The 23859-nt window shown below is 71.5% G+C and carries 24 protein-coding genes; 13 read left to right on the forward strand and 11 right to left on the reverse strand.

The features are described from left to right. Positions 1-82 precede the first annotated feature (82 nt). The 3 genes from ACFYPG_RS16660 (at position 83) to ACFYPG_RS16670 (ending at position 2740) form a co-directional block, all read left to right on the forward strand. Positions 83-1135 (forward strand): fatty acid desaturase family protein, encoded by a 1053-nt coding sequence (locus ACFYPG_RS16660; protein WP_387352606.1) that lies wholly within the window; start codon positions 83-85, stop codon positions 1133-1135. Between the two features lie 160 nt (positions 1136-1295). Beyond that, positions 1296-1589, forward strand: a complete 294-nt coding sequence (locus tag ACFYPG_RS16665) for a 4a-hydroxytetrahydrobiopterin dehydratase (protein ID WP_355008121.1) — start codon at positions 1296-1298, stop codon at positions 1587-1589. Beyond that, positions 1586-2740: an FHA domain-containing protein gene (locus ACFYPG_RS16670; RefSeq protein WP_355008120.1), complete on the forward strand. Its 1155-nt coding sequence runs from the start codon at positions 1586-1588 to the stop codon at positions 2738-2740. Before ACFYPG_RS16665 ends, ACFYPG_RS16670 begins: the two co-directional genes overlap by 4 nt. A gap of 53 nt (positions 2741-2793) precedes the next feature. On the opposite strand, the gene rocD is transcribed toward ACFYPG_RS16670, so the two are convergent. The 3 genes from rocD to ACFYPG_RS16685 form a co-directional block, all read right to left on the reverse strand. Next, entirely contained in the window at positions 2794-4008 is a 1215-nt protein-coding gene (gene rocD, locus ACFYPG_RS16675) for an ornithine--oxo-acid transaminase (protein WP_387352732.1), read from the reverse strand. After that, positions 4008-4823, reverse strand: coding sequence for a dimethylargininase (gene ddaH, locus ACFYPG_RS16680; RefSeq protein WP_387352734.1), 816 nt, complete (start codon positions 4821-4823; stop codon positions 4008-4010). Before ddaH ends, rocD begins: the two co-directional genes overlap by 1 nt. A gap of 596 nt (positions 4824-5419) precedes the next feature. Next, positions 5420-6325 (reverse strand): thrombospondin, encoded by a 906-nt coding sequence (locus ACFYPG_RS16685; RefSeq protein WP_387352607.1) that lies wholly within the window; start codon positions 6323-6325, stop codon positions 5420-5422. Between the two features lie 389 nt (positions 6326-6714). Here ACFYPG_RS16685 and ACFYPG_RS16690 point away from each other — a divergent pair, with 389 nt between their 5' ends. Further along, positions 6715-7524 (forward strand): Fpg/Nei family DNA glycosylase, encoded by an 810-nt coding sequence (locus ACFYPG_RS16690; RefSeq protein WP_387352608.1) that lies wholly within the window; start codon positions 6715-6717, stop codon positions 7522-7524. 168 nt (positions 7525-7692) lie between these two features. Here the strand turns inward: ACFYPG_RS16690 and ACFYPG_RS16695 are convergent, their stop codons facing one another. Continuing rightward, positions 7693-8589 (reverse strand): aminoglycoside phosphotransferase family protein, encoded by an 897-nt coding sequence (locus ACFYPG_RS16695; RefSeq protein WP_387352609.1) that lies wholly within the window; start codon positions 8587-8589, stop codon positions 7693-7695. A gap of 99 nt (positions 8590-8688) precedes the next feature. On the opposite strand from ACFYPG_RS16695, the gene ACFYPG_RS16700 reads away from it, so the two are divergent. The 4 genes from ACFYPG_RS16700 to ACFYPG_RS16715 all read left to right on the forward strand — a co-directional run bounded on the left by ACFYPG_RS16700 (position 8689) and on the right by ACFYPG_RS16715 (position 12414). Further along, positions 8689-9540: an LLM class flavin-dependent oxidoreductase gene (locus tag ACFYPG_RS16700; RefSeq protein ID WP_387352611.1), complete on the forward strand. Its 852-nt coding sequence runs from the start codon at positions 8689-8691 to the stop codon at positions 9538-9540. Beyond that, positions 9537-9962 (forward strand): nucleoside deaminase, encoded by a 426-nt coding sequence (locus tag ACFYPG_RS16705; RefSeq protein ID WP_387352612.1) that lies wholly within the window; start codon positions 9537-9539, stop codon positions 9960-9962. Before ACFYPG_RS16700 ends, ACFYPG_RS16705 begins: the two co-directional genes overlap by 4 nt. A gap of 236 nt (positions 9963-10198) precedes the next feature. Beyond that, positions 10199-11464 (forward strand): AGE family epimerase/isomerase, encoded by a 1266-nt coding sequence (locus ACFYPG_RS16710; RefSeq protein ID WP_355008114.1) that lies wholly within the window; start codon positions 10199-10201, stop codon positions 11462-11464. Beyond that, a complete protein-coding gene (locus ACFYPG_RS16715) occupies positions 11461-12414 on the forward strand; it encodes a carbohydrate kinase (RefSeq protein WP_355008113.1) in 954 nt (317 codons plus the stop codon). The genes ACFYPG_RS16710 and ACFYPG_RS16715 overlap by 4 nt, the downstream gene beginning before the upstream one ends. Before the next feature lie 214 nt (positions 12415-12628). Here the strand turns inward: ACFYPG_RS16715 and ACFYPG_RS16720 are convergent, their stop codons facing one another. From ACFYPG_RS16720 to ACFYPG_RS16730, 3 genes are all read right to left on the reverse strand, one after another. Next, complete coding sequence (locus tag ACFYPG_RS16720) at positions 12629-13597, reverse strand: LacI family DNA-binding transcriptional regulator (protein WP_355008237.1); 969 nt, start codon at positions 13595-13597, stop codon at positions 12629-12631. Positions 13598-13669: 72 nt separating this feature from the next. After that, the gene (locus ACFYPG_RS16725; RefSeq protein WP_387352615.1) at positions 13670-15049 is read right to left on the reverse strand and encodes an FAD-dependent oxidoreductase; all 1380 of its coding nucleotides are present in this window, start codon (positions 15047-15049) and stop codon (positions 13670-13672) included. A 23-nt stretch (positions 15050-15072) separates the two neighbouring features. Continuing rightward, on the reverse strand, positions 15073-16209 hold the full coding sequence (locus tag ACFYPG_RS16730; protein ID WP_387352617.1) for a glutamate--cysteine ligase: 1137 nt from the start codon (positions 16207-16209) through the stop codon (positions 15073-15075). 163 nt (positions 16210-16372) lie between these two features. On the opposite strand from ACFYPG_RS16730, the gene ACFYPG_RS16735 reads away from it, so the two are divergent. From ACFYPG_RS16735 to ACFYPG_RS16745, 3 genes are all read left to right on the forward strand, one after another. Beyond that, the gene (locus ACFYPG_RS16735) at positions 16373-16666 is read left to right on the forward strand and encodes a DUF6412 domain-containing protein (RefSeq protein WP_357195602.1); all 294 of its coding nucleotides are present in this window, start codon (positions 16373-16375) and stop codon (positions 16664-16666) included. Positions 16667-16768: 102 nt separating this feature from the next. Then, positions 16769-17524: a membrane protein insertase YidC gene (locus ACFYPG_RS16740; protein WP_355008109.1), complete on the forward strand. Its 756-nt coding sequence runs from the start codon at positions 16769-16771 to the stop codon at positions 17522-17524. A 63-nt stretch (positions 17525-17587) separates the two neighbouring features. Beyond that, a complete protein-coding gene (locus ACFYPG_RS16745) occupies positions 17588-18988 on the forward strand; it encodes a chitinase (RefSeq protein WP_387352618.1) in 1401 nt (466 codons plus the stop codon). A 41-nt stretch (positions 18989-19029) separates the two neighbouring features. Here ACFYPG_RS16745 and ACFYPG_RS16750 read toward each other — a convergent pair whose 3' ends face one another. Together ACFYPG_RS16750 and ACFYPG_RS16755 are read right to left on the reverse strand one after the other, a co-directional pair. Beyond that, entirely contained in the window at positions 19030-19701 is a 672-nt protein-coding gene (locus ACFYPG_RS16750) for a DedA family protein (RefSeq protein ID WP_387352620.1), read from the reverse strand. A 57-nt stretch (positions 19702-19758) separates the two neighbouring features. Further along, complete coding sequence (locus ACFYPG_RS16755) at positions 19759-20373, reverse strand: DUF1349 domain-containing protein (RefSeq protein WP_355008106.1); 615 nt, start codon at positions 20371-20373, stop codon at positions 19759-19761. An 81-nt stretch (positions 20374-20454) separates the two neighbouring features. Between ACFYPG_RS16755 and ACFYPG_RS16760 the strand changes: the two genes are divergently transcribed. Next, positions 20455-22107, forward strand: a complete 1653-nt coding sequence (locus ACFYPG_RS16760; RefSeq protein ID WP_387352736.1) for an alpha-amylase family protein — start codon at positions 20455-20457, stop codon at positions 22105-22107. 43 nt (positions 22108-22150) lie between these two features. Then, a complete protein-coding gene (gene fabG / locus ACFYPG_RS16765) occupies positions 22151-22909 on the forward strand; it encodes a 3-oxoacyl-ACP reductase FabG (RefSeq protein WP_357195617.1) in 759 nt (252 codons plus the stop codon). A 105-nt stretch (positions 22910-23014) separates the two neighbouring features. Here fabG and ACFYPG_RS16770 read toward each other — a convergent pair whose 3' ends face one another. Continuing rightward, positions 23015-23431 (reverse strand): hypothetical protein, encoded by a 417-nt coding sequence (locus tag ACFYPG_RS16770; RefSeq protein WP_355008104.1) that lies wholly within the window; start codon positions 23429-23431, stop codon positions 23015-23017. Beyond that, complete coding sequence (locus tag ACFYPG_RS16775) at positions 23424-23816, reverse strand: hypothetical protein (RefSeq protein WP_355008103.1); 393 nt, start codon at positions 23814-23816, stop codon at positions 23424-23426. Before ACFYPG_RS16775 ends, ACFYPG_RS16770 begins: the two co-directional genes overlap by 8 nt. Between the last annotated feature and the right edge of the window lie 43 nt (positions 23817-23859).

The raw sequence follows: 23859 nt of genomic DNA on the forward strand, positions 1-23859 counted from the left end.
TTACTCACCGCTACCGCGATCGGGAGACTTGACAGCAAGCCCGAACCATCCTGGCGCGGGCGCAAGTGGAACGGGAGCAGCGATGGCGCTCGGAGCGGTGGCGGAACCGCCGGTACGACGGCGAGGCAGTGACTACGCACAGTTGTCCCGACTGATCAGCCAGGCGGGCCTGCTGGAGCGGCGCCCCGGCTGGTACGTCACCCGCATCGTGCTCACCCTCGGTGCCTTCGTGGCCGGCTGGGTGGCCGTGTTCCTGCTCGGCGACTCCTGGTGGCAGCTTCCCCTCGCGGCCCTGATGGCGGTGGCCACCACGCAGGTCGCGTTCCTCGGCCACGACGCCGGGCACCGCCAGATGTTCCGTCGGCGTCGCCCCAGCGAGCTGGTGGGCCTGTTCGCCGGCAACGCGGCGGTCGGGCTCAGCTACGGCTGGTGGGTCGACAAGCACAACCGGCACCACGCCAACCCGAACCACGAGGACGAGGACCCGGACGTCGGCGCGGGCGCCCTGGTGTGGACGCACGAACAGGCGCTGGAGACCCGTGGGATCGGTCGCTGGATGGCCAAGCGGCAGGCGTACCTCTTCTTCCCGATGCTCCTGCTGGAGGGCCTGAACCTGCACGTGGCGAGCATCCGGGCCATCGTCGGCCGGGAGCCGAACGGCGGGTACACCGTGCCGATGCGGTACCGGGCGGCCGAGGCGGCGCTGCTCCTTGCGCACACCGTCGGCTATGTCGCGCTGCTGCTGGCGGTCATGTCCCCGGTCAAGGCGCTGCTCTTCGCCGTCGTGCACCAGGCCCTGTGGGGCCTCTACATGGGGTGCGCGTTCGCGCCGAACCACAAGGGCATGCCGATGCCGACCGCCGAGGACGAGTTGGACTTCCTGCGTAAGCAGGTGCTGACCTCCCGCAACGTACGCGGCAGCCGGCTCGTGGACACCGCCCTCGGCGGTCTCAACTACCAGATCGAGCACCACCTCTTCCCGAACATGCCCCGCGCCAACCTGCGCCGGGCGCAGCCCATCGTCAGGGCCTACTGCATCGAGCAGGGGATCCCGTACGCCGAGACCGGGCTTGTCGAGTCGTACCGGCAGGCACTTGGTCACCTGCACGAGGTGGGCGCGCCGCTGCGCGGCTGACCAGACCGGCCGTTACGCGGCCGTCACGACATCGATCGGCGGGGCGGCATCTGATGATGCCGCCCCGCCGTCGTGTTCCTGGCCGGCACCGCTTGGCGGAAACCCTGGGCTCGAGGGAGCGGATCCGGCTCGCCGGACGCGCCACCGGTAGGGTCTGGTCATGGCAGACCTGCTCACCGCGGACGCGGTGCGAGAAGAGCTGAGCCGGTTGCCCGACTGGTCGGGTGACCCGACCGGCATCGGTCGTACCGTCCAGCTCGGCAGTTTCCCGGCGGCCATCGCGGTGGTGGACCGGGTGGCGACGGTGGCCGAGGAGTTCGACCACCATCCCGACATCGACATCCGATGGCGGACCCTGACCTTCCGCTGTGTCACGTACTCGGCCGGTGGGGTCACCCACCGGGACATCGAGCTGGCCCGGCGAATTGACGACATCGTCCGGAGTGCGGCATGAGATTCGAGATCAGCAAGGTTCTGGATGCCATCGAGGGCCGGGTCTGCACGGACCCGTCACTGGCCCGAGCCGTGATCGACCTGGCCGAGGTGATCCGCTACCAGGACATCGACGGTGGTCGGCCGGCCAGCCTGCTGCGCCTCGGCATGGTCATCGACGCGCTCTCCCGCGAGCTGGAGGAGGACAGCGTCCAGGTCTACGCGGTGGTGCACCGGGCGTTGCTCTCCGACGCCGACCTCACCTCCAACGAGCGGATGGTCGTTCGCCGCTGGGCCGACGACGGGCTCGTCGAGGTGCTGGACAACCCGGGTGACCGGATGTTGGAGGTCGCCGACCTGCTCGGGTTGCCGGTGCTCAGCCGGGTCCGCTTCGACGGGCTGCGCGGGCGTTTCCCGTGGCTGGTCGAGCAGCCCGGTCGGGTGGTCGCGCCGGTGCCCGGCGCCGGCGGGCCGGTGTTCATCGCGCACGTCGGTGGTGGCCACTCGCCGGTGGCCGGCAAACGGTCGCCGACCGGCGTCAAGCTGCTGGCCCGCCAGTGGCGCTGCCCGGAGTCGGGCTGCGCGCTGTTCGGCGGCGGTGGTGGGGGTGGCGCGTTCGCCGACCTGGCCGGGGGTGCCGACCGCAGCCCCGCAGCGCAGCCGCCGCCCGCGCTGCGCAACGGCGTGCCGACCTGCCCCCGACACGGCGCACGGCTCGGTGACGGCGGCCCGCGTCCGCGTACCGAGGTGCTCGCAGTGCGCGTCGGCGGCCTGGTCCGACGGCGGTTCGTGCTCAGCGAGGAACAGCCGATCGTTGCCGGTCGGGCTCCCGAGCAGGACGGCGGGATCATGCTCGGGCAGTGGCTCAACGACGAGGCCCGGCGCTGGATCAGCCGTGGTCACGTCCGCTTCGAGCTGCGGGTCGGCGAGGTCATCGTGACCGACGTCAGCACCAACGGCTCGGGCATCCGGCCGGGCGGTTCGATGACCGAGTCGGACCGGATCCCGCTGGCGCCGCAGCAGTCCCGGGTGCTGGGCGAGAACGACATGATCGAGCTGTACCCGGGGGTGCAGATCGGTCGGGCCGAGGAGCTGCCCACCGGCGCTCCGTTCACTCCCACCTCGGTGATGGCCGAGGCACCCACGATGGCGATGCGCCTGCCCCGCCCCTGACGCGAAGGGCGGGCGTCGGAAGTCCGACGCCCGCCCTTCAGCACGTTCCCTGGTCAGCCGGCCAGGACCTCGGCCAGCTGGGTCACCGCCAGGTCGATCTCCTCCTCGGTGATGACCAGGGGTGGGGCGAGCCGGATGGTGGAGCCGTGGGTGTCCTTGGCGAGGACTCCGCGCTCGGCGAGCCGCTCACACGCCTCGCGACCGCTCATCAGCGCCGGGTCGATGTCCAGCCCGGCCCACAGGCCGCGGACGCGTACCCCGACCAGACCCTTGCCGACCAACCCTTCCAGGCCGGCCCGCAGCCGCTCACCCAGCTCGGCCGAGCGGCGCTGGAACTCGCCGGTGGCCAGCAGCCGGACCACCTCGATCGCCACCGCGCAGGCGAGCGGGTTGCCACCGAACGTGGAGCCGTGCTGGCCGGGCTTGAGCACCCCGAGCACGTCGGCGTTCGCAGCCACCGCGGAGACCGGCACGATGCCGCCGCCGAGCGCCTTGCCGAGCAGGTACATGTCCGGCACGACGCCCTCGTGGTCACAGGCGAAGGTCGCGCCGGTACGCCCCAGACCCGACTGGATCTCGTCGGCGATGAACAGCACGTTGCGGTCGGTGCAGACCTGGCGTACGCCCGGCAGGTAGCCCTCCGGCGGCACCACCACACCCTGCTCACCCTGGATCGGCTCCAGCAGCACGGCCACTGTGTTCTCGTCGATCGCGGCGGTCAGCGCCTCCAGGTCGCCGTACGGCACGACAGTGAACCCCGGGGTGTACGGCCCGAAGTCGGCGCGGGCGTCCTCGTCGGTGGAGAAGCTCACGATGGTGGTGGTCCGGCCGTGGAAGTTGCCCTCGGCGACCACGATGTTGGCCTGCCCGGCGGGCACGCCCTTGACCTGGTAGCCCCACTTGCGGGCCACCTTGATCCCGGTCTCCACCGCCTCGGCGCCGGTGTTCATCGGCAGCACCAGGTCCTTGCCGCACAGCTCGGCCAGCTCCCGGCAGAAGTCGGCGAACTGGTCGTGGATGAACGCGCGACTGGTCAGCGTCAGCCGGTCCAGTTGGGCGTGCGCGGCGGCGATCAACTGCGGGTGCCGGTGACCGAAGTTCAGCGCCGAGTAGCCGGCCAGGCAGTCCAGGTAGCGGCGGCCGTCGACGTCGGTGAGCCAGGCGCCCTCGGCGGACGAGATCACCACCGGCAGGGGGTGGTAGTTGTGCGCGGTCCAGCGCTCGGCGTCCCGGACCGCTCCCGGCGTACGCAGCTTGTCATCCACGATCACTTGCTTGCCTTTCCCTGACGGAGTCGCAGCGTGCAGCACTTCGGTCCGCCGCCGGCCTTACGTAGCTCGGACAGGTCGACCCCGATGGTTTCGTAGCCCCGGTCGCGCAGCTTGGCGGCCAGGTCGGTGGCCTGCGCGGGCAGCACAACGTGCCGCCCGTCGCTGACCGCGTTCAACCCCAGCACCTCGGCGTCGGCCATGGTGGCGTGCACCGCGTCGGGGAAGAGCCGGCGCAGCACAGCCTGGCTGCCCGCGGAGAACGCCTCCGGCAGGTACGCCACGGTCCGCTCGTCGAGCACTGTCAACGCGGTGTCCAGGTGGTAGAAGCGCGGGTCGACCAGTTGCATGGTGATCACCGGGTAGCCGAAGACCTCCTGCAACTGGGCGTGCGCGGCGTGCGCCGTACGGAAGCCGGTGCCGGCCAGCAGGTGGTCACCGGCCAGCAGGACGTCACCCTCGCCCTCGTTGACGTGCTTCGGGTCGTACATCTCGAAGCCGGCGGCCTCGAACCAGGCCCGAAACGCTGGCGCCTCGTCGGCGCGCTGCGGGTCCCGGAACTGCACGGCCATCGCCTTGCCGTCGATCACGGTGCCGCCGTTGGCGGCGAAGACCATGTCGGGCAGGCCGGGCACCGGAGTGATCTCCTCGACGGTGTGGCCCAGGTCAAGGTACGTCTGGCGCAGCTGCTCCCACTGCCGGACGGCCAGCGCGGCGTCGACCGGCGCGTTCGGGTCCATCCAGGGGTTGATCGCGTAGTCGACGGCGAAGTACGTCGGCCGGCACATCAACAGGCGCTGGCTGGTGGCGTCCATCGTCATTGTCCTGCTCCCAGGGGTCGGGCGCGCCCGGCCACCGTGGCCCACGGGCTGGCGCCGTTGCTCAACGGTATGCGGCGTGAGCGGCAGGATCCACCACCAGGAGTTGCGCAGAGCGTAGATCCGTTGCGTGTGGCGAGACCTCTGAGGCGATTCGTTGCGTTGGAGCCGAGATCCGGGAGCCGAGAGCCGGGATGCAGGGCCGGGAGGCTCGTTCGCAGCCTTTGCTCTGCTGCCTTATGTGCGCCACCAGACGGCGCCACCCTCGCTGACCAGTAGCGGAATCTGCCGGCCACTCCTGGCGCCGCTCGTCGAACGCCTGGCCCCGACCTCGCTGGCGCACATAGGGCAGCAGAGCAAAGGCTGGCGTACGTGGTTCGTCCGGCAGTCGAGAGGCGCGGATCTCCGGGTGACGGACGAGATCGCCGCAGTGACCCGGACCGGAGCCGTCCGACCCTGGAAACACTTCAGGGGCGGCGAACCGCCGCCCCTGAAAGGGTGTCTCCCCGGCCGGTGAACCACCGGACTGATCGGGTTGCCGGCGAACCGCCGGCTGTTCGCCGGTGCATCACCGGCGAGCGGAACAGTGCCCGCTAGAAACGATCGACAAACTGTGAGTCAAGCCACTCCCGGAAGCGCTGCACCCAGTCGCCGTCGGTGGTCGGCCAGTCGAACTGGCCGGTCATCGCGAGCACCCCGATCACGACTGCGGCCAGACCGATCAGCACACCGAAGAGCGCGTCGGTCTTGCCGGCGACGTGCCGGCGGCGGGTTGCCATCAGGCCGAGCACCGACAGCACCGCGCCGAACGCGCCGAGCCCGATGCCGTACCCGGCCAAGGTTCCGGTCAGTACGAACGTCGCACCGACGACCGAGACGATCAGGCCGAGGGTGGCGAGCAGACTGGCCCGCGGCTTCGGGCCACGCGTCACCGGCGGCTCAGGCGTGGTCGTGCCCGGGGTCGGGTCGACAGTGCGGTCCGTGTTGGTCCGGTCGGTGGTGTCGGGCCGACGTGTGGTGCTTTCGAGGTCGGCGTCCCGCTCGGCGGTGCGTGCCGTGGTCGGGGCGACGGCGGGCCGGGCCTCGGTCTCCACCTTGCTGGTGGTGCCGGTGCGGGGCTCCGGCGTGACCGGGCGGGTCGTGCCGTTCACGGGCTCGGGTGCGACCGGGCGGGTCGTGCCGTTCGAGGGCTCGGGCGCGACCGGGTGGGCGGTGCCCCGGGAGTCGACCTCCGCCGGTCGACCGGTGGCGGCTCGGGCCACCGCCGCACGCTCGTTGGCCCGCCGCTCGGCCTCACTGGTCTGGCCGTCGGTCGTGCCGGCGCTGCGGTACGTCGTCTGGTCGGCGTCCCGGTCGGTGACCACCGGGCGGCCGACGCTGTCGTCGGACTGGGCGGTCTCGGTGACCGGGGTGTCGCGGCCGTCCACGCGGCCGTCGAGGTTCTCGTCCCGCGTCGGTGCCGGCTCGGACCGGCGGGACAGCGAAGGAATCCTGACCACTACACACCTCCTGATGAATGCGTGGTGGCCGACGGAAAGGGTGGCACCCACGCGGTGTCGGCCCTCAACTACCCACCTGGGCGTTTCCTGACACCAATCCTGGGTACGGCCGCCAAGACCGGCCTCGCCGGCCGCCCCGCCTGGCCCGGACCAGCCTCGGCTCGGCCTTGATCGACTCGGGTTTCCCGGAAGTCGCGGTTTCCCGTCTCCGCGGACACCCCGATTTCCTGAAACCCGAGTCGATCAACGCGACGGGGACCGGGTCGATCGAGGCGGCGGCGGGCCCGGTGCGGATCAGCGCGCGGGGGCTCTGTCCATCGGGGCGGCGGCGGGCCCGGTGCGGATCAGCGCGCGGGCCGGGCGGACGGGGCTGGCTATCCTTGGCACCTGTGCCAGAGGGACACTCGATCCATCGCCTGGCAGCCCGGCACGCCGAGCTGTTCGCCGGGGACAAGCTGCTCGCCGCCAGCCCGCAGGGCCGCTTCGCCGAGGGTGCCGCCCGGCTCTCCGGGACAGTGCTGGAGGGCACCGAAGCGTACGGGAAACACCTGCTGCACCACTACGCCGGCGAGCTGACGTTGCACGTACACCTCGGGTTGTATGGCAAGTTCACCGACGGGCCGGGGGAGCCGCCGGAGCCGGTCGGGCAGGTGCGACTCCGGCTGGCCAGCGACCGGCACTGGCTCGACCTGCGCGGGCCAACGGCCTGTGAGCTGCTCACCCCACCCGAGGTGGCCGCGCTGCGGGACCGTCTCGGGCCGGATCCGTTGCGCGCCGACGCCGACCCGGAGCGGGCGTACGCCCGGATCGCCCGCAGCCCCACCCCTCTCGCCGCTCTGCTGCTGGACCAGTCGGTGGTGGCCGGCACCGGTCTGATCTTCGTGACCGAGGCGCTGTTCCGGGCGGAACTGCCGCCCACGATGCCGGGCCGACAGTTGACCAGGACCGGCTGGGACGCGCTCTGGGCCGACCTGGTCGGCTTGATGCGGCTCGCTGTCGAGCACGGTCGGATCGACACGGTCCGCGACGCGCACCTGCCAGAGGCAATGGGCCGGCCGGCGCGCGTGGACCGGCACGGCGGCGAGGTGTACGTCTACCGCCGCCCGGGAGCACCCTGCCACGTCTGCGGCACCGAGGTCAGTCGCGGCGAACTGGCCGGCCGAAACCTGTACTGGTGCCGCACCTGCCAGACCAGCTGACCCACCCACCCGGGCCACCCCGCACCCCGCGCCCCGCGCCCGCGCGCCCCGCGCCGCCGATCTTGCGGTTTCTGTTGTCGGCATGGGTGGATAGGCGCGCTGTGTCGGGACAGAAAGTGCAAGATCGCGGAGTTGGGGCGGGTGCGGGAACCCGCGCGCTGCTGGACTTCAGTCGCCGTCGAGCAGCCAGCGGACCACCTCCATCTTCTCGGGGAAGACCGTTTCGTCGGAGAGGCCCCAGGACAGGGTGTGTCCGATCGTCCAGCCTCGGACCCGTTCCCGGTCCAGTCCCAGGTCGGTGCTGAGCCGGTCCAGTCGATGCCGGACGGCGGCCGGTGAGTGGCCCAACTCCGGACCGCGCACCATCGGCACGACCGAGAATTCCCGTTCCCCGGTCAGCGGCTTCGGGTCGATCGCCAGCCACGGCCCTCGGTCGCCGCCGAGCCCGTCGCCGCCGAGCGCGTTGGCGGCGAGGATGTTGCCGGCGTGCAGGTCCTGGTTGACCAGCACCTGCTCGCCCTGGCTCGACGCCAGGCCGGTGAGCAGGTCGAGCGCCGCATCCAGCAGTCGTCGCTCGTACGGTCGGCCGGCCCGTTCCCAGGCCCGGGGCATCCGGTCGATCCAGCCGGCGGCCTCGCGTGCCAGCGGGGTGAACGGCGTGCCGGCCGGTCGCCAGAGCCGGGGGAGCAGTCCGACCACCACGTCCAGCGCTCGGTCCGGCGCAAGGTCGTGCAGGGGAGTGCCGGGCTGGCAGCGTTCGAGCAGCAGGGCACGCCGCCCGGGGTCGTGGGCGAGCAGGCGGACCGCCGCGACGCCGTCCCAGAGCGCCAACGCGTCGGCCTCGTGCCGGCTCTCCTCGTCGGGATACTGGAGCTTCAGCACCACAGCGGTGCCATCGGGCAGGTGGGCGGGGAGCGCCAGTGACGCGTACGCCTGCCGGAAGGGCGGCCCGACCCGCAGCGACCAGCGCTCGGCGCACTCGTTCAGCCACGTCGGGAGTGCGGTCAGCCAGGCGCGACCGGCCGGTGATCCTCGTACCCAGTCGAGTCCCTCGGGCAGATCCATCCGGCGCTCCTGAGTTGTGCGGCGATCCGCGGCGGCTACCAGGTGACTCAGCCGGGCTGCGGCGTTCACACACCGGTCCACAGTGGCTAGCGTGGACGGGTGCAGATTGGTGTGAACGTACCGAACTTCGCCCCGGGCACCGACCCCGACGTGCTGCGTCGGTGGGCGCAGACGGTGGAGGGTCTCGGCTTCGACCTGTTGATGGTCTCCGATCACATCGCGGTGACCCCGGACGTGGCCGAGCAGTATCCGGCGCCGTTCTACGAGCCGTTCACCACGCTGTCCTGGCTGGCGGGGGTGACCAGCCGGGTTCGGCTGGGCACCACGGTGCTCATCGTCCCGTACCGGCACCCGCTGCTCACCGCCCGGATGGCGGCGAACCTCAACCGGCTCAGCGGCGGCCGGCTCGTCCTCGGTGTCGGCATTGGCTGGGCCCGGCAGGAGTTCGAGGCGCTCGGCGTGCCGTTCCGGCAGCGCGGTGCGCTGACCGACGAGTACCTGCGGACGATGCGCGCGGCCTGGCAGGACGCCGACGACTACGACACGGCAGCGATCCCGATCTGGGTCGGTGGAAACAGCGAGGCCGGCATGCGCCGCGCGGTACTGCTCGGTGACGCCTGGCACCCGCTGCGGGTCACACCGGGGCGGCTGGCCGACGCGGTCGGACGACTGAAGGACATCGCCGGCGAGCTGGGTCGCCCGGTGCCCGCGCTGGTGCCGCGGATCGCGCTCCAGGAGACCCGGGAACCGATCACCGGCCCGGACCGGCTCGCCGGTGTCGGCACCATCGACCAGATCGTCGCCGACCTGGACCAGCTTCGTGTGCTCGGCGCGGAGACGGTGGTGCTGGACCCGTTCAACGGCGACCCGACCGAGATCCGCCAGCCCGAACGCGCCTGGCGGACCCTTGCGGCAGTGGCCGCACATCGCAGAACCCAGGAGGACCGATGACCCCCGACGACGAGAAGTTTCTCCGCCATGCCGTCGAAATCGCCAGGCGGGCGGGGGCTTCCGGCGAACGGCCGTTCGGCTCGTTGCTTGTCGACGCGGCCGGCGTCGTCCTGATCGAGGACCACAACACTGTGGTCTCCGACGCGGACATCAGCGCCCACCCGGAGTTGAAGCTGGCCCGCTGGGCGGCTCGGGAACTCACTCCCGAGGTGGCCGCCGGCACCACCATGTTCACCAGTTGTCAGCCCTGCGCGATGTGCGCGACGGCGATCGACCGGTCCGGCCTCGGGCGGGTGGTGTACGCGCTGTCCACCGAGCAGTTCGAGGAGGTCAAGCCGGCCACCCCGCCGCTGCCCCCGGTCCGCTACGAGGGGCCGGCGCTGTTCGACGAGGCACGCCAGCCGATCGACGACTACTACTGAGCGGAGCCGCTCCGGGTCGGTGTGACGCAGCCGGAATTGACAGTCGGCCGGCTGCCGGAGCAGGGTTGAGCGGTGACAACGATGTCAACGGTCAAATAGGAGGAAAACCCTCTAGCTGCGCGCCGACCCCTGCCAGTCGATTCGTGGCGTACCGTTGGCAGTTTTGCGGCGCGGACCCGGTCCGTTCGCCGATCCTGGCCGTATGTCCCTTTCCTACCCCACGGTGACCAGCTGAGATGACCGACGTGCCCCGATCCGACGCCGCAACGACCCCTGCTCCGCCGGGGTCACCAGACCTGCCCGAGCTGGACGAGTTCCTCGTCGACCAGACCCGGACGCTGCTCGACACCGCCCGCCGCTCGGTCCGGCCCGAGGGCGGCTTCTGGTGGCTCACCGACGACCGCACCCCGGATCGCGGAGAACCAATCCACACCTGGATCACCTGCCGGATGACCCACGTGGCCGCCCTCGCCCACCGCAACGGCGACCCGGACGCCGCCGCCCTGGTCGACCACGGGATCGCCGCGCTCAGCACGCTGCTGCGTGACGACCGGTACGGCGGCTGGTTCGGTGCGGTGGACCAGCAGGGAGTACCCGTCAACGACCGCAAGGCCGGCTACGACCACGCGTTCGTGCTGCTCGCCGCCTCCAGCGCCGCGCGCGCCGGACGCCCCGGCGCGGACCGGCTGCTCGCCGACGTGCTGGCCGTCGTAAGGGACCGGTTCTGGGACGACGACGCCGGCGCTGTCCGCGAATCGTGGAACCGGGACTGGACGGTCACCGAGGACTACCGGGGCGCCAACAGCAGCATGCACATGGTCGAGGCGTTCCTCGCCGCTGCCGCCGCCACCAGTGACGCGAGTTGGGCAGACCGGGCCCTGCGGATCGCCACCCACCTCGTGCACGGTGAGGCAGCCCGACACGACTGGCGGCTGCCCGAGCACTTCACCACCGACTGGACGCCGCTGCCCGACTACAACCGGGACCAGCCCGCCGACCCGTTCCGGCCGTACGGCTCCACGATCGGGCACTGGCTGGAGTGGGCCCGACTGTTGCTGGAGTTGGAGGCGGTGCTGCCGCAGCCACCCCGCTGGCTGCTCGCCGACGCCCGTGCCCTGTTCGCCGCCGCCGTGCGTCGCGGCTGGGCTGTCGACGGCGCGGACGGCTTCGTCTACACCATCGACTGGGACGACCAGCCGGTGGTGCGCTCCCGGATGCACTGGGTTCTCGCCGAGGCCATCGGCGCGGCGATCACCCTGCGTCGCCGTACCGGGGACGCGGTCTACCTCGACTGGTACCGGGTCTTCTGGGCGTACGCCCGCCGTAATCTCATCGACCAGACCGGATGGCGGCACGAGTTGGACGCGCAGAACCTGCCCGCCGACACGGTCTGGCACGGCCGGCCGGACGTCTACCACGCCTACCAGGCGGTACTGCTGTCCCGCGCGGCCGACGGCCTCGGCGGCACCGGCCCGCTCGCACCGGGGGAGGTGACCGCGTGATCGTCGTCGCGGGTGAGGCGCTGATCGACCTGGTCGTCACGGCCGAGGGGCAGCGTGCCGTCCCGGGTGGTTCGCCGGCGAACGTCGCCGTCACCCTGGCCCGGCTCGACCAGCCGGTACGACTGCTGGCCCGACTCGCCGACGACGACTACGGTCGGCAACTCGTCGAGCATCTGAGCGCCAACCGGGTGGACCTGGAGTGGGCGGTACGCGCCGCGGAGCCCACGTCGGTGGCGGTGGCCACTCTGAACGCCGCCGGGCAGGCCAGCTACGAGTTCCGGCTGGCCGGTGCGGCCGACTGGCAGTGGACGCCGCAGGAGTTGCCCGAGCTGGCGGGGTCACCGGCGATCGCGCTGCACAGTGGTTCCCTCGCGCTCGCGTTGGCGCCCGGCGCGGAGGCGCTGGAGGGCCTGCTCGCCCGGGAACACCAGCGGGACGGGCTCACCGTCTCCATCGACCTCAACCTGCGCCCGAGCATCGTCACCGACCGCGCGGCGGAGCAGGAGCGGGTACGCCGGCAGGTTCGCATCGCGCACCTGGTCAAGGCCAGCGACGAGGACCTCGCCTGGCTCTACCCGGACCGTTCGGTGGCCGACGTGATGACCGAATGGCGTACCGCCGGTGTGTCCTGCGCCGTGGTGACCCGGGGCGGGGACGGCGCCTTGCTGCTCGCGCCCGACGGCTCGCTGCACGAGGAGCCGGCGGTCCGCACCACGGTGGTCGACACCGTCGGCGCCGGCGACTCGTTCACCGGTGGCCTGCTGGCCGCGCTGGCCGACCTCGACGCGCTCGGCGACCGCCCGGCCGACCGGCTCGCCGCGGTGACTCCGCAGCAGTGGGGTGCGGTGCTCCGACAGGCCGCCACGGTGGCCGCCCTGACCTGCGCCCGCCGAGGCGCCAACCCCCCGACAAAAGCAGAGGTCGAAGCCCTCCTGACTCCCGCAACCTGACCCGCGCTACCGCCCGGCCCGGCCCGGCCCGGCCCTCCCGGCCCCGGTCGATCATGGACTTGTGGTGGGCGTTCAGCACCGCTTTGCGGCATATGTGAGGCACCACAAGTCCATGATCGACGAGGGGCAGGGCGGGCAGGGGCAGGGCGGGCAGGGGCGGGGCGGGCAGGGGCGGGGCAGGAACGTGGGCAGGGCGACCCGGGCGGGTGCGGGGTCAGGTCAGGCCGCGTTTTAGGAGCCTGGTGGGGAGGACCGTCGTGTCGGGTGGGGTGTCGTCTCCGGCGATTCTCTGGAAGAGGCGCTCGGTGGCCACCTTGGCCAGCTCTCTCGTGTCGTAGGCGACGACGGTCAGCGGTCGGGGCATCAGGTGGGCCAGCTCGAAGTCGTCGAAACCGACAAGCGCGGCGTCACTGCCCCGCCGGTGCAGCTCCTGGAGCGCGCCGACGGTGAGCCGGTTGTTGGCGCAGAAGAACGCGGTGGGTGGTTCCGGGAGGTCGAGCAGTGCGGCGACCGCTCGGCCGGCCTCCTCTGGCGCGATGAGCCGCTCGCGGATCAGCGACTCGTCCGGCTCGACGCCGGCAGCGTCCAGCGCCGACCGCGCCCCGGCCAGCCGCTCCCGCATGGTGGGCACGCTCGGCGCGCCGAGCAGCAGACCCACCCGTCGGTGCCCCTCGTCGAGCAGCGCGCTCACCCCGGCGTGGCTGCCACCCCGGTTGTCCAACAGCACGGCGTCGGCGTGCAGCCCCTGCGGCGGGCGGTCCAGGAACACCACAGGCATGCCCAGCTCGACCTCGCGACGCAGGAACGAGTGGTCCAGGCCCGCCGGCACCACCAGCAGACCGTCGACGCGGCGTTGGGTGAAGTCCTGGAGCAGGGCGCGTTCCCGCTCCGGGTCCTCCTCCGACGACGCGGTGATCAGCATGGTGCCGTGCGCGGCGGCGATCTCGGCGGCGACGCTGGCGATGGTCGCGTAGAACGGGTTGGCGATCTCCTCGATCAGCAGCCCGACGGTGGCGTTGAGCTGCCGGGAGCGCAGGTTACGGGCGATGTCGTTGCGTCGGAAGCCCAGCTCGGCGATGGCGGCCAGCACCCGGCCGACCAGTTCCTGCCCCACCGGCTCGTCGTTCACGACCCGGGAGACCGTCTTCAGGCTGACGTCGGCCCGCCGGGCCACGTCCACCATCGTGGGACGCCGACGCACGGTCGGTCGGGTCGGGGTCTGGGTCACGGGGTGGTCCTCCACGGCGGGCGCGGGTCAACGGTCGAGGGCGGCGAGCGCGTCGACCGCTTTTCGGGCGGCGATGAGCACCGGATCCCAGACCGGCGCGTACGGCGGAGCGTAGCCCAGGTCCAGCTGCGTCATATCGTCCACCGTCATGCCGTTCCACAACGCCACGGCCAGCGTGTCGATCCGTTTGGCCGCCTCGGACCAACCGACGATCTGCGCGCCGAGCAACCGACCGCTGGGGCGCTCGGCGATCAGCTTGACCGTCATCGGCCGGGCGCCTGGGTAGTAGCCGGCCCGGTTGGTCGACTCGGCGATCACCGAGACGAACTCGAAGCCGGCGGCGGTGGCCTCCCGTTCGCGCAGGCCGGTCCGGCCCACCTCCAGGTCGCAGACCTTCGTGACAGCCGTGCCGATCACGCCGGTGAAGGTGGCGTACCCGCCGCCGATGTTGATCCCGGCGACCCGGCCCTGCTTGTTGGCGTGCGTACCGAGCGGCACGTGCACCGGCAACCCGCTGACCCGGTGCAGGGTCTCCACGCAGTCACCGGCCGCCCAGACGCCGGGGTGCTCGGGCACCCGCATCCGCCGGTCCACCCGGATCGCGCCGGTCGGTCCGAGGGGCAGCCCGGCGGCCTTGGCGAGCGCCGTGTTGGGGCGTACGCCGAGGCCCAGGACCACGACGTCGGTCGGGATCGGCCCCTCGGCGGTGACCACCGCGGAGACCCGGCCGTCCCGCTGTTCCAGGCCAGTCACCGGCAGGCTGGTGCGGATGGTGACGCCGAGGCCGCGCATGGCCTCGCTGACCAGCTCGGCCATCTCGGCGTCGACGGTCGCCATGGGCTGCTCGCCCGCCTCCACCAGGGTCACCGTGAGGCCGCGTTGGATCAGCGCCTCGGCGATCTCGACGCCGATGTAACCGCCGCCGACCACCACGGCCCGGCGCGGCTGCGGCTCGGCGTCCAACCAGTGCCGCAGCGCCGCACCGTCGTCGAGGGTCTGCATGCCGAACACGCCGTCCGCGTCGGTGACCGCCCACTGCGGCTTCACCGGCACCGCGCCGGTGGCGTACACCAGGTCGTCGAAGCGTTCGCGGACCTCGCCGCCGCCCGTCAGATCCCGGGCCACGACCTCGCGGCGTTCCAGGTCGATGGCCGTGACCTCGTGGCGCATCCGGACGTCCATCGCGTACTCGGTGCGGAACGTCTCCGGGTCGCGGGCGATCAGCGCCTCGGGGCCGGGCACCAGGCCGCTGATCCAGTACGGGATGCCGCACGCCGAGTAGGAGGTGAAGTTGCCCCGCTCGAAGACCACGATCTCCAGGTCGCCACGGTCACGGCGGCGGCGGGCCTGGGACGCCGCCGACATTCCGGCGGCGTCCCCGCCGATGACGATCAGCCGTTGCGCCACGGGCTCATCTTGTCACGCGGTGATCAGCCGCGGGTCTGCCGTGCGACGTCCTGCACCACGTCGGTGAGTCGGCCGGTGCGTTCGAACACCGCACGCTGCCGCGCCGCGCCGCTGCCGTGCCGGCGCAAGCCGCCCAGCAGGTCGTTCACCTCGGCCCAGTCGCCGTGCTGCTCCAGCGCCGGCCGCATCCGCTCCACGAACCGGTCCAACAGCTCCCAGGCCGGGCGCAGCTCACCGTTCGTGACGTCGACGGCTTCGCCTTCCAGGCCGTCATGGGCGGCCCGCCAGTGCGCCCCGACCAGCAGGTGGTGGTCGGTCTGCAACGCCGGCCGGCCGGCCTCGACATCCGCCATGGCGGTGGCGACGAGCGCCCGGACCAGCGCGGCGACAAGGACCGCGTCGTCCACCGACGGGCAGACGTCGCCGATCCGCAGCTCGACGGTCGGGTACTTCGCCGACAGGCGGGCGTACCAGTAGAGCATCCCCTCGTCGAGCATCACCCCGCTGGAGATCAACTGACGGATCAGCCGCTGGTAGTGCTCGTGCGACTCCAGGAACGGGGTCGGCGCCACCGACGGCCAGCGCTCCCACTCGACGGAGCGCCAACTGGCGTAGCCGGTGTCCTCGCCCCGGGAGAACGGCGAGTTGGTGGTCACCGCGTGCAGCATCGGCAGCCACGGCCGTACGTGGTTGAGCACCTGCACGCCGGTGTCCGGGTCGGGCACCCCGACGTGGACGTGCATGCCGTTGTTGCCGGGGCCGGGGACGAGCAGCCGGAAGCGCTCGATCATGCGGTCGAAGCGTGGCTTGTCGACCACCGGTGGCACCGGGCCGTCGACCGGGCCGGTACCGATGGCGAGCAGGCGTACGCCGGCCCGCTCGGCAGCGTCGGAGAGCGCCTTACGCAGTACGCCGAGGGAGTGTCGGATCGACGAGAGCTCCAGGCCGGGCGGGCTGCCGATCTCGATCTGACTGGTCTGGAACTCCCGTTCCACCTGCCCGCGAAGTTCGGCCGGCACCTGCTCCATGACGAGGTCCACGGCCGGAACCGCGGCCCCGGTGTGCGGGTCGACGAGCAGGAACTCCTCCTCGACACCCACGGTGAGCAACCCGGTGGCCGCAGTCCTGTCGCTGAGCGCGTCCGCCACCTGACCGGTCATCGACATCACCCGTCCGTTTCTACCGTTCGCGGTCCGTCCGCGTCGGTCCTTCGCTTGGTTACCCAACGTGGCGATGCCGGGAAACGTGGCGGCGGTACGTCGTCCTCGAAGGCGGGCCGCCGATTCGGCCGGGTGACGAGACAGCGGGTCCTATGCTGAGCCCGTGCCGGTGCTGCTGGGCTATGTCGGGGTCGCGTGGATGTCCGCGTTCGCCCAGCTCACCCTGCTCGCGGGCCGCCCTGTCGACCTGCTGGCGGGCGCCGCGATGACCGCCCTGGTGCTGCTCGCGGTGGTGCTCGCGGCCCGGGTGCGCGACCGGGCGGGCGCGCCCGGTGCCGGGCCGCGGTCGGCCGGCCTGCGGGCCCGCTCCCGCAGTCGCCGAATGCCCCGCCAGATCGACCCGGATGCGGCGGGTCGACCTCGTCCCCGTGCTCCGGGGCACCCCTCGGCCGCGTAGCGCCTCGCCGCCGCGCGGCCGATCCCGCCGTCACCGGCCCCCCTCGCTGGGCGGACGCCGCCCGGGGGAGGGCCTCACCGGAATCGGACCGAGGGGTTTCCCATGCTTGCCTTCGCACCACTGCACGACGCTGTCGCCGCTGCCGGCAGCGCGCTGAACTGGCTCACCGAACTGCTCGAACCACTGGCCGGCGGCGGAGCGACAGCCGCCGCCATCGTGCTCCTCACCATCGCCGTGCGGCTGCTGATCTCGCCGCTGACCGTCGCGCAGGTCCGCGGTGAGCGGCGCCGTGCGGCGCTCGCCCCGCAGGTGCGTGAGCTTCAGCAGCGGTACGCGGACGACCCGGCGACTCTTCAGCGCGAGGTTTTCACGTTGTACCGCGAGGCCGGCGCGAACCCGGTCGCCGGCTGCCTGCCGCTGCTCATCCAGGCGCCGTTCCTGCTGGTGCTGTACCGGTTGTTCAGCACCAGCGAGGGCGGCACCGGGCTGCTGGACGAGCGGTTGGCCGGCGTGCCGCTGGGTCACCATCTCAGCGACGGGCTGGCCGGTGCTGCCGGACCGCTGTTCGGCGTACTGCTGGTGGTGTTGCTGGCGGTGGCCTGGTGGTCGTCGCGGCGGGCCCGGCGGGCGGCGGCGGCGGTGGGCACGGTGGCCGGTACGCCGACCGAGGGGCCGGGGGCGGCCACGCTCGGCCGGCTGCTGCCCCTGCTGCCGTTCACGACGGTGCTGGTGGCGCTGGTGCTGCCGCTCGCCGCGGTGATCTACCTGGTCACCACGAGCGTGTGGTCGGCAGGTGAGCAGGCGGTGCTCCGCCGCCCGCAGGCCTCCCCGACGGGTGCTCTGGACAGAAACAGTTAACTGTCTTAATAATTAGCGGCAACGTTGACGTCCATAAATGCCCGTCCGGGCCCGGAGGGTCGCATGAAACGCTCCAGATCCCTTGTCCTGTCCCTCGTCGCCGCCCTCGCGGCCACCCTCGGCGCGGCCTGGGTGGCGCTGCCCGCGTACGCCGCCGGCGCCACCGCCAGCTTCGTCAAGACCGCCGACTGGGGCTCAGGCTGGGAGGGGAAGTACACGATCACCAACGGCGGCAGCTCGACCATCAGCGGCTGGAACCTGACCTTCGACCTGCCGTCCGGCACCACCCTCGGCAGCTACTGGGACGCGTTGCTCAGCTCCACCGGCCAGCGGCACACCTTCACCAACAGGTCCTGGAACGGCGCCGTCGCCCCGGGTGCGTCGGTCTCCTTCGGCTTCCTGGCCAGCGGCTCCGGTTCGCCGAGTGGCTGCCAGCTCAACGGCGTGTCCTGCGGCGGCGGCACTCCACCCACCACGCCACCACCCACCACGCCACCACCCACCACGCCGCCGCCGACGACGCCTCCGCCGACCACACCACCGCCGACCGACCCACCCACCGGTGGGTTGCCGAAGCACCTGCTCACCGGTTACTGGCACAACTTCGACAACCCCGCAGTCGAGCTGCGGCTGCGCGACGTTCCCACCGAGTACGACCTGGTGGCGGTCGCCTTCGCCGAGGCCACCTCGACGCCCGGCGCGCTCACCTTCGGCGTCGACCCCGGACTGGCCGCCTCGCTCGGCGGCTACACCGACGCGGACTTCACCGCCGACGTCCGCACCCTGCACAGCCGGGGCAAGCGGGTGATCCTCTCCGTCGGCGGCGAGACCGGCCGGGTCACGGTGAACAACGCCGCCTCGGCCACCGCGTTCGCCGACACGGCCGCCGCGCTGATCGCCAGGTACGGCTTCGACGGGATCGACATCGACCTGGAGAACGGACTGAACCCGACGTACATGGCGCAGGCGCTGCGCGCCCTGCGGGCCAAGATCGGATCGGGCCTGATCATCGCGATGGCGCCGCAGACCATCGACATGCAGAACCCGGCCGGCGGCTACTTCAAGCTGGCGCTCGACATCAAGGACATCCTCACCGTCGTCAACACGCAGTACTACAACTCCGGCGCGATGCTCGGCTGCGACCAGAACGCCGCGTACGGCCAGGGCACCGTGAACTTCATCGTCGCGTTGGCCTGCATCCAGTTGGAGGCCGGGCTCCGCCCCGACCAGGTCGGCCTCGGTCTGCCCGCCGGAGCTGGGGCGGCCGGCGGCGGCATCGTCGCGCCCAGCGTGGTCAACGCCGCCCTGGACTGCCTGGCCCGGGGCACCAACTGCGGCAGCTTCCGCCCGCCGCGTACCTACCCGGGCATCCGGGGCGCGATGACCTGGTCGGTGAACTGGGACGTCAGCAACGGCAACGGCTTCGCCAACACGGTGGGACCGCACCTCGACACCCTGCCCTGACCACCCCCGCTGGCCTTCCGAAACGCCAGCGGCACAGCGGATCAGCGACCGGCGGTCACCGACCGCCGGTCGTCGCGGTCCCGACGCTTGCGGACCTTGCGGATCGCCCAACTGGCCACCATCACGACGAAGACCGCGACGATCGCGTAGTTGAACCAGTCGCTGTAACGTGCGACGTCCTGCCAACGGCTGCCCAGCGCATAGCCGGCCCCCACGATGAGACCGTTCCACACCCCGCTGCCGATCGTGGTGAGCAGGATGAACTCACCCATCGGCATCCGGTTGGCCCCGGCCGGCACGGAGACCAGGCTGCGGACCACCGGCACCACCCGGCCGATCAGCACCGCCCACCGGCCGTGCCGCTCGAACCACTTGTCGGCCCGTTCCAGGTCGTCGCTGTCCACCAGGGGAATGTGGTCCAACCAGCGCTTGAGTCGTTCCTCGCCCAGCGCCGCGCCGAGCCAGTAGAGCACCAGCGCGCCGACAAGCGAACCGACTGTCGCGGCCAGCACCACGACGAAGACGTTGAACTTGCCCTCGTGCGCGAGGAAGCCGGCGAGCGCCAGCACGACCTCACTGGGGATCGGCGGGACGATGCTCTCCAGCGCCACCAGCAGCGCCACCCCGACCGGGCCCATCGCCTCGATCACCGAGGCCACCCAACCGGTCAACCCAGTGAATTCGGACGGATCGCCAGTCTGGGCGTACGCCATGGTGGTCCTTCCGGTCGGCTGTCGGGGATCGGAGGGTCATACCCAGCCGGGCCCGATTCACACCTCCGGGTGCAGCGCGGTGTCCGCCGGACCCTGCCGCCAACCGGTGAACACCACTGTCAGACCGGCGCGGGACGGCGCGCAGCAGAACGGGCCGGCCAGGGCCTCCGCCGTCGGGTCCAGCGGAGCGAGCCGGACCAGTCTCCACGGTTCGTCGTCGACCCGGGCGCGAACGGTCACCGCGTCACCCGCCCGGCTGACCCGGACCGTCACCTCCCGGCCCGCCCACTCCGGCACCGGCGCCACCGACCAGTCGGAGAACTCCCGGGTCACCACAGCGCCGAGCTGGGCCTCGCCGTCGCTCACCTCGACACCGGCCTTGGTCCAGGTCCGCTCGTCGACGCGGACGAACGCGCCGGCCTGGTCGAACTGCGCCGAGAAGTCGAGCCGGAAGCTCACCTCCATGGCGGTGCCCACCGGCAGCGGCGCCAGCAGGGCCGGGCCGTCGTCGTGCACGAAGCCGTAACTGGTCCGCCGCCAGAAGTCGCTCTCCGCGGCCGGCTCGACGACCAGTTCGCCGGCCGGGCCCTCCTCGACGCGTACCGGCGGGTGCAGCCAGCTGCCCCGGGACCAGTCCAACAACTCGCTCGGCGGCACGAGGTCGTTCTCCATGACGGGCACGGTAACCGGTCGCCGGTCGCCGGTCGGCCCGGCTGGTTTGCCGCGATGATCAACTGGAGAGATTTCTTCGGCATGGGTGACCGTTGGTATTCCGAAGCCGTCGTCTACTGCCTCGACATCGACACGTACGCCGACTCCGACGGCGACGGGGTCGGTGACATCCGTGGCCTGATCGGGAGGCTGGACTACCTGGCCCGCCTCGGCGTGACCTGTCTGTGGCTGCACCCGATCCACCCGTCACCCAACCGCGACGACGGCTACGACGCCACCGACTTCTACAACGTGGACCCGCGCTTCGGCACTCTCGGCGACTTCGCCGAGCTGCTGCACCAGGCGCAGAACCGGGGCATCCGCGTGATCATCGACCTGGTGGTCAACCACACCTCCGACGAGCACCCGTGGTTCCAGTCCGCCCGCTCCTCGCCGGACTCGCCCTACCGGGACTGGTACCTCTGGTCCGACACCGAGCCGGCCGACCGGCACCAGGGCATGGTCTTCCCCGGCGAGCAGGACGAGACCTGGAGCTACGACCGGACCGCCAAGGCGTGGTTCTACCACCGGTTCTACAAGTTCCAGCCGGACCTCAACTTCGCCAACCCGGAGGTCCGGGCCGAAGTCAAGAAGATCATGTCGTTCTGGCTCCAGCTCGGCGTCTCCGGCTTCCGGATGGACGCGGTGCCGTTCATCATCGAGCTGACCGAGCCGGGCAACCCGAACTCCCCGAAGGACTTCGAGTTCCTCACCGAGATGCGCCAACACGTCCAGTGGCGCCGCGGCGACGCCGTCCTGCTGGCCGAGGCGAACGTCGAGCCGGACCAGCTGCCGACGTTCTTCGGCGACGCCAGCGGTTCCGGCAACCGGATCCACATGCTCTTCGACTTCATGCTCAACGGGCGACTCATGCTCGCCCTCGCCCGTGAGGACCCGGAGTCGCTGATCGAGGCGCTACGCGACACCCCGAAGCTGCCGGTCGGCGGGCAGTGGGCCACCTTCCTGCGTAACCACGACGAGATCGACCTGTCCCGGCTGACCACCGAACAACGCAACCAGGTGTACGCGAAGTTCGGTCCGGACGAGAACATGCGCATCTACGACCGGGGCATCCGTCGCCGGCTCGCCCCGATGCTCGGCAACGACCGGCGGCACATCGAACTGGCGTACGCCCTCCAGTTCTCGATGCGCGGCACTCCGGTGCTGCGGTACGGCGAGGAGATCGGGATGGGTGAGGACCTGTCGCTGCCCGGTCGCGAGGCGATCCGTACGCCGATGCAGTGGTCGTACCAGCCGAATGCCGGCTTCTCCACGGCGGACCCGGAGAAGCTGGTCCGTCCGGTGATCGACAAGGGTGAGTTCGGGTACCAGAGCGTCAACGTCACGGCCCAGCGCGGCGACGCCAAGTCGCTGCTCGCCTGGTTCGAGCGCATGATCCGTACGCTGCGGGAGGCCCCGGAGATCGGGTCCGGCTCGACGACCCACATCGACGTGGCGATGCCGGCCGGAGTGCTCGCGCACAGGGCCGACGGGCCGACCGGAACGATGGTCTTCGTGCACAACCTCGGCAAAGACGACGTCGAGGTGGACCTCAGCAGCCTCGAAGCGGAGGCCGACCTGCCCATCGACGTGCTCGCCGACCGTGGTTACGGAGAGTTGGGCAAGCTCGGCGCGGTCAAGGTCTCCGGCCACGGATACCGGTGGATTCGCCTATGCCGAGGGTCGGCCTGTTGAGGTTAAGCTCCTCCGATCGACCCCAAGTTACCGGGAGGTAATCATGTCGGAGGAGTCCCGCGTCGCCATCGTCACCGGAGCCGCACGCGGCATCGGCGCGGCCACCGCCCGACGGCTGGCCGCCGACGGAATGGCCGTCGCCGTGGTCGACATCGAGGAAGCGGCCACCAAGGAGACGGTGGACGCCATCGCCGGGGCCGGTGGTCGGGCGCTCGGGGTGGGCGCCGACGTGTCCGACCGCGACCAGGTCGAGGCGGCGGTGAGCCGCGTCGCCGCCGAGCTGGGCGCGCCCACGGTGCTGGTCAACAACGCCGGTGTGCTCCGCGACAACCTGCTGTTCAAGATGACCAGTGCCGACTGGGACACGGTGATGGGGGTGCACCTGCGCGGCGCGTTCCTTTTCAGCCAGGCCGCCCAGAAGCACATGGTGGACCAGAAGTGGGGGCGGATCGTCAACCTCTCCAGCACCTCGGCGCTGGGCAACCGGGGCCAGGCGAACTACGCCGCCGCCAAGGCCGGTCTGCAGGGCTTCACCAAGACGCTCGCCATCGAGCTGGGTCCGTTCGGGGTGACGGTGAACGCCGTCGCACCCGGCTTCATCGTCACCGACATGACAGCGGCCACCGCCGCCCGGATGAAGGTCGACTTCGACGACTTCCAGAAGCACGCCGCCGCCGAGATCCCGGTCCGCCGCCCGGGCCGCCCGGAGGACGTCGCGCACACCATCTCGTTCCTGGCGAGCGAGGGCGCCGGCTTCGTGTCCGGTCAGGTCATCTACGTCGCGGGCGGCCCACGGGACTGACCCGTACTCCCGACGAGGGCGCTCCGGCAGACAAGCCGGCGCCCTCGTCGCCGGGCCTGGCGCCGGGTCAGCCGAGAGCGCGTCGGGCGGGTGCGGCGCGGTGGGTCAGGCGGGTGCGCGGCGGGTGCGCCAGAGCCAGATCAGGCCGAGCACCGGCAGCACCAGCGGGATGTAGCCGTACCCGCTGCCGAACTGAGACCAGACCGTCTCGTCCGGGAAGAGATCCTTGTCGACCAGGCTCAGGATGCCGACCGCGACCACCCCGACCAGCTCCACCGAGCAGCACGCCAGCGCGACCCGACGGCCGGTGTGCCCGGCGCGGGCCAACCCCACCGCCGCAACGATGTAGATGAGCGCGGCCACCCCGGAGAGCAGGTACGCCACCGGCGCCTCGTCGAACTTGGTGGCGATCTGCAAACCCGCCCGACTCGTCGCCGCGATTGCGAAGAGCAGGTAGACGGCGATCAGCAGCCGACCCGGTCCGGAGTTCGTGCGCTGTCGAGCCGATCCTGTCTCAACCACCGAGCACCTCCCAGGTCTGCTGCAACCGGACCACCACCACCGGGGCCACCAGGCAGACCGCGCACACGATCGCCGAGCCCCAGCGGGTCGGTTCCATCCGGGCCAGCACCCAGGCCAGTGGCGGCAGACACACCAGCGTGACCAGGTAGCCGAAGAAGGCGCCGGGCTCGCCGGGCCGATCCCCGCCGCCGACCGCGACGAGCGCCAGCACGCTCAACACCAGCAACGCCACTTCGAGTACGGCCAGACCGACGAACTGCACCCGGTCCGGCGGCCGGTGGCGTACCGCAGCCACCAGCGCCCACACCGCCACGAGCAGCGACAGCACGATCGGCACTGCCGCGACGATCCCGTCCACCGGCGAATCGACGCCCGCGCTGGTCACCGGCACCACCCGGTCGTTGCCTCGGTCACCGGCACAGCCTACT

It is taken from the genome of Micromonospora sp. NPDC005553, assembly GCF_042871765.1.
GTDB lineage: Bacteria > Actinomycetota > Actinomycetes > Mycobacteriales > Micromonosporaceae > Micromonospora.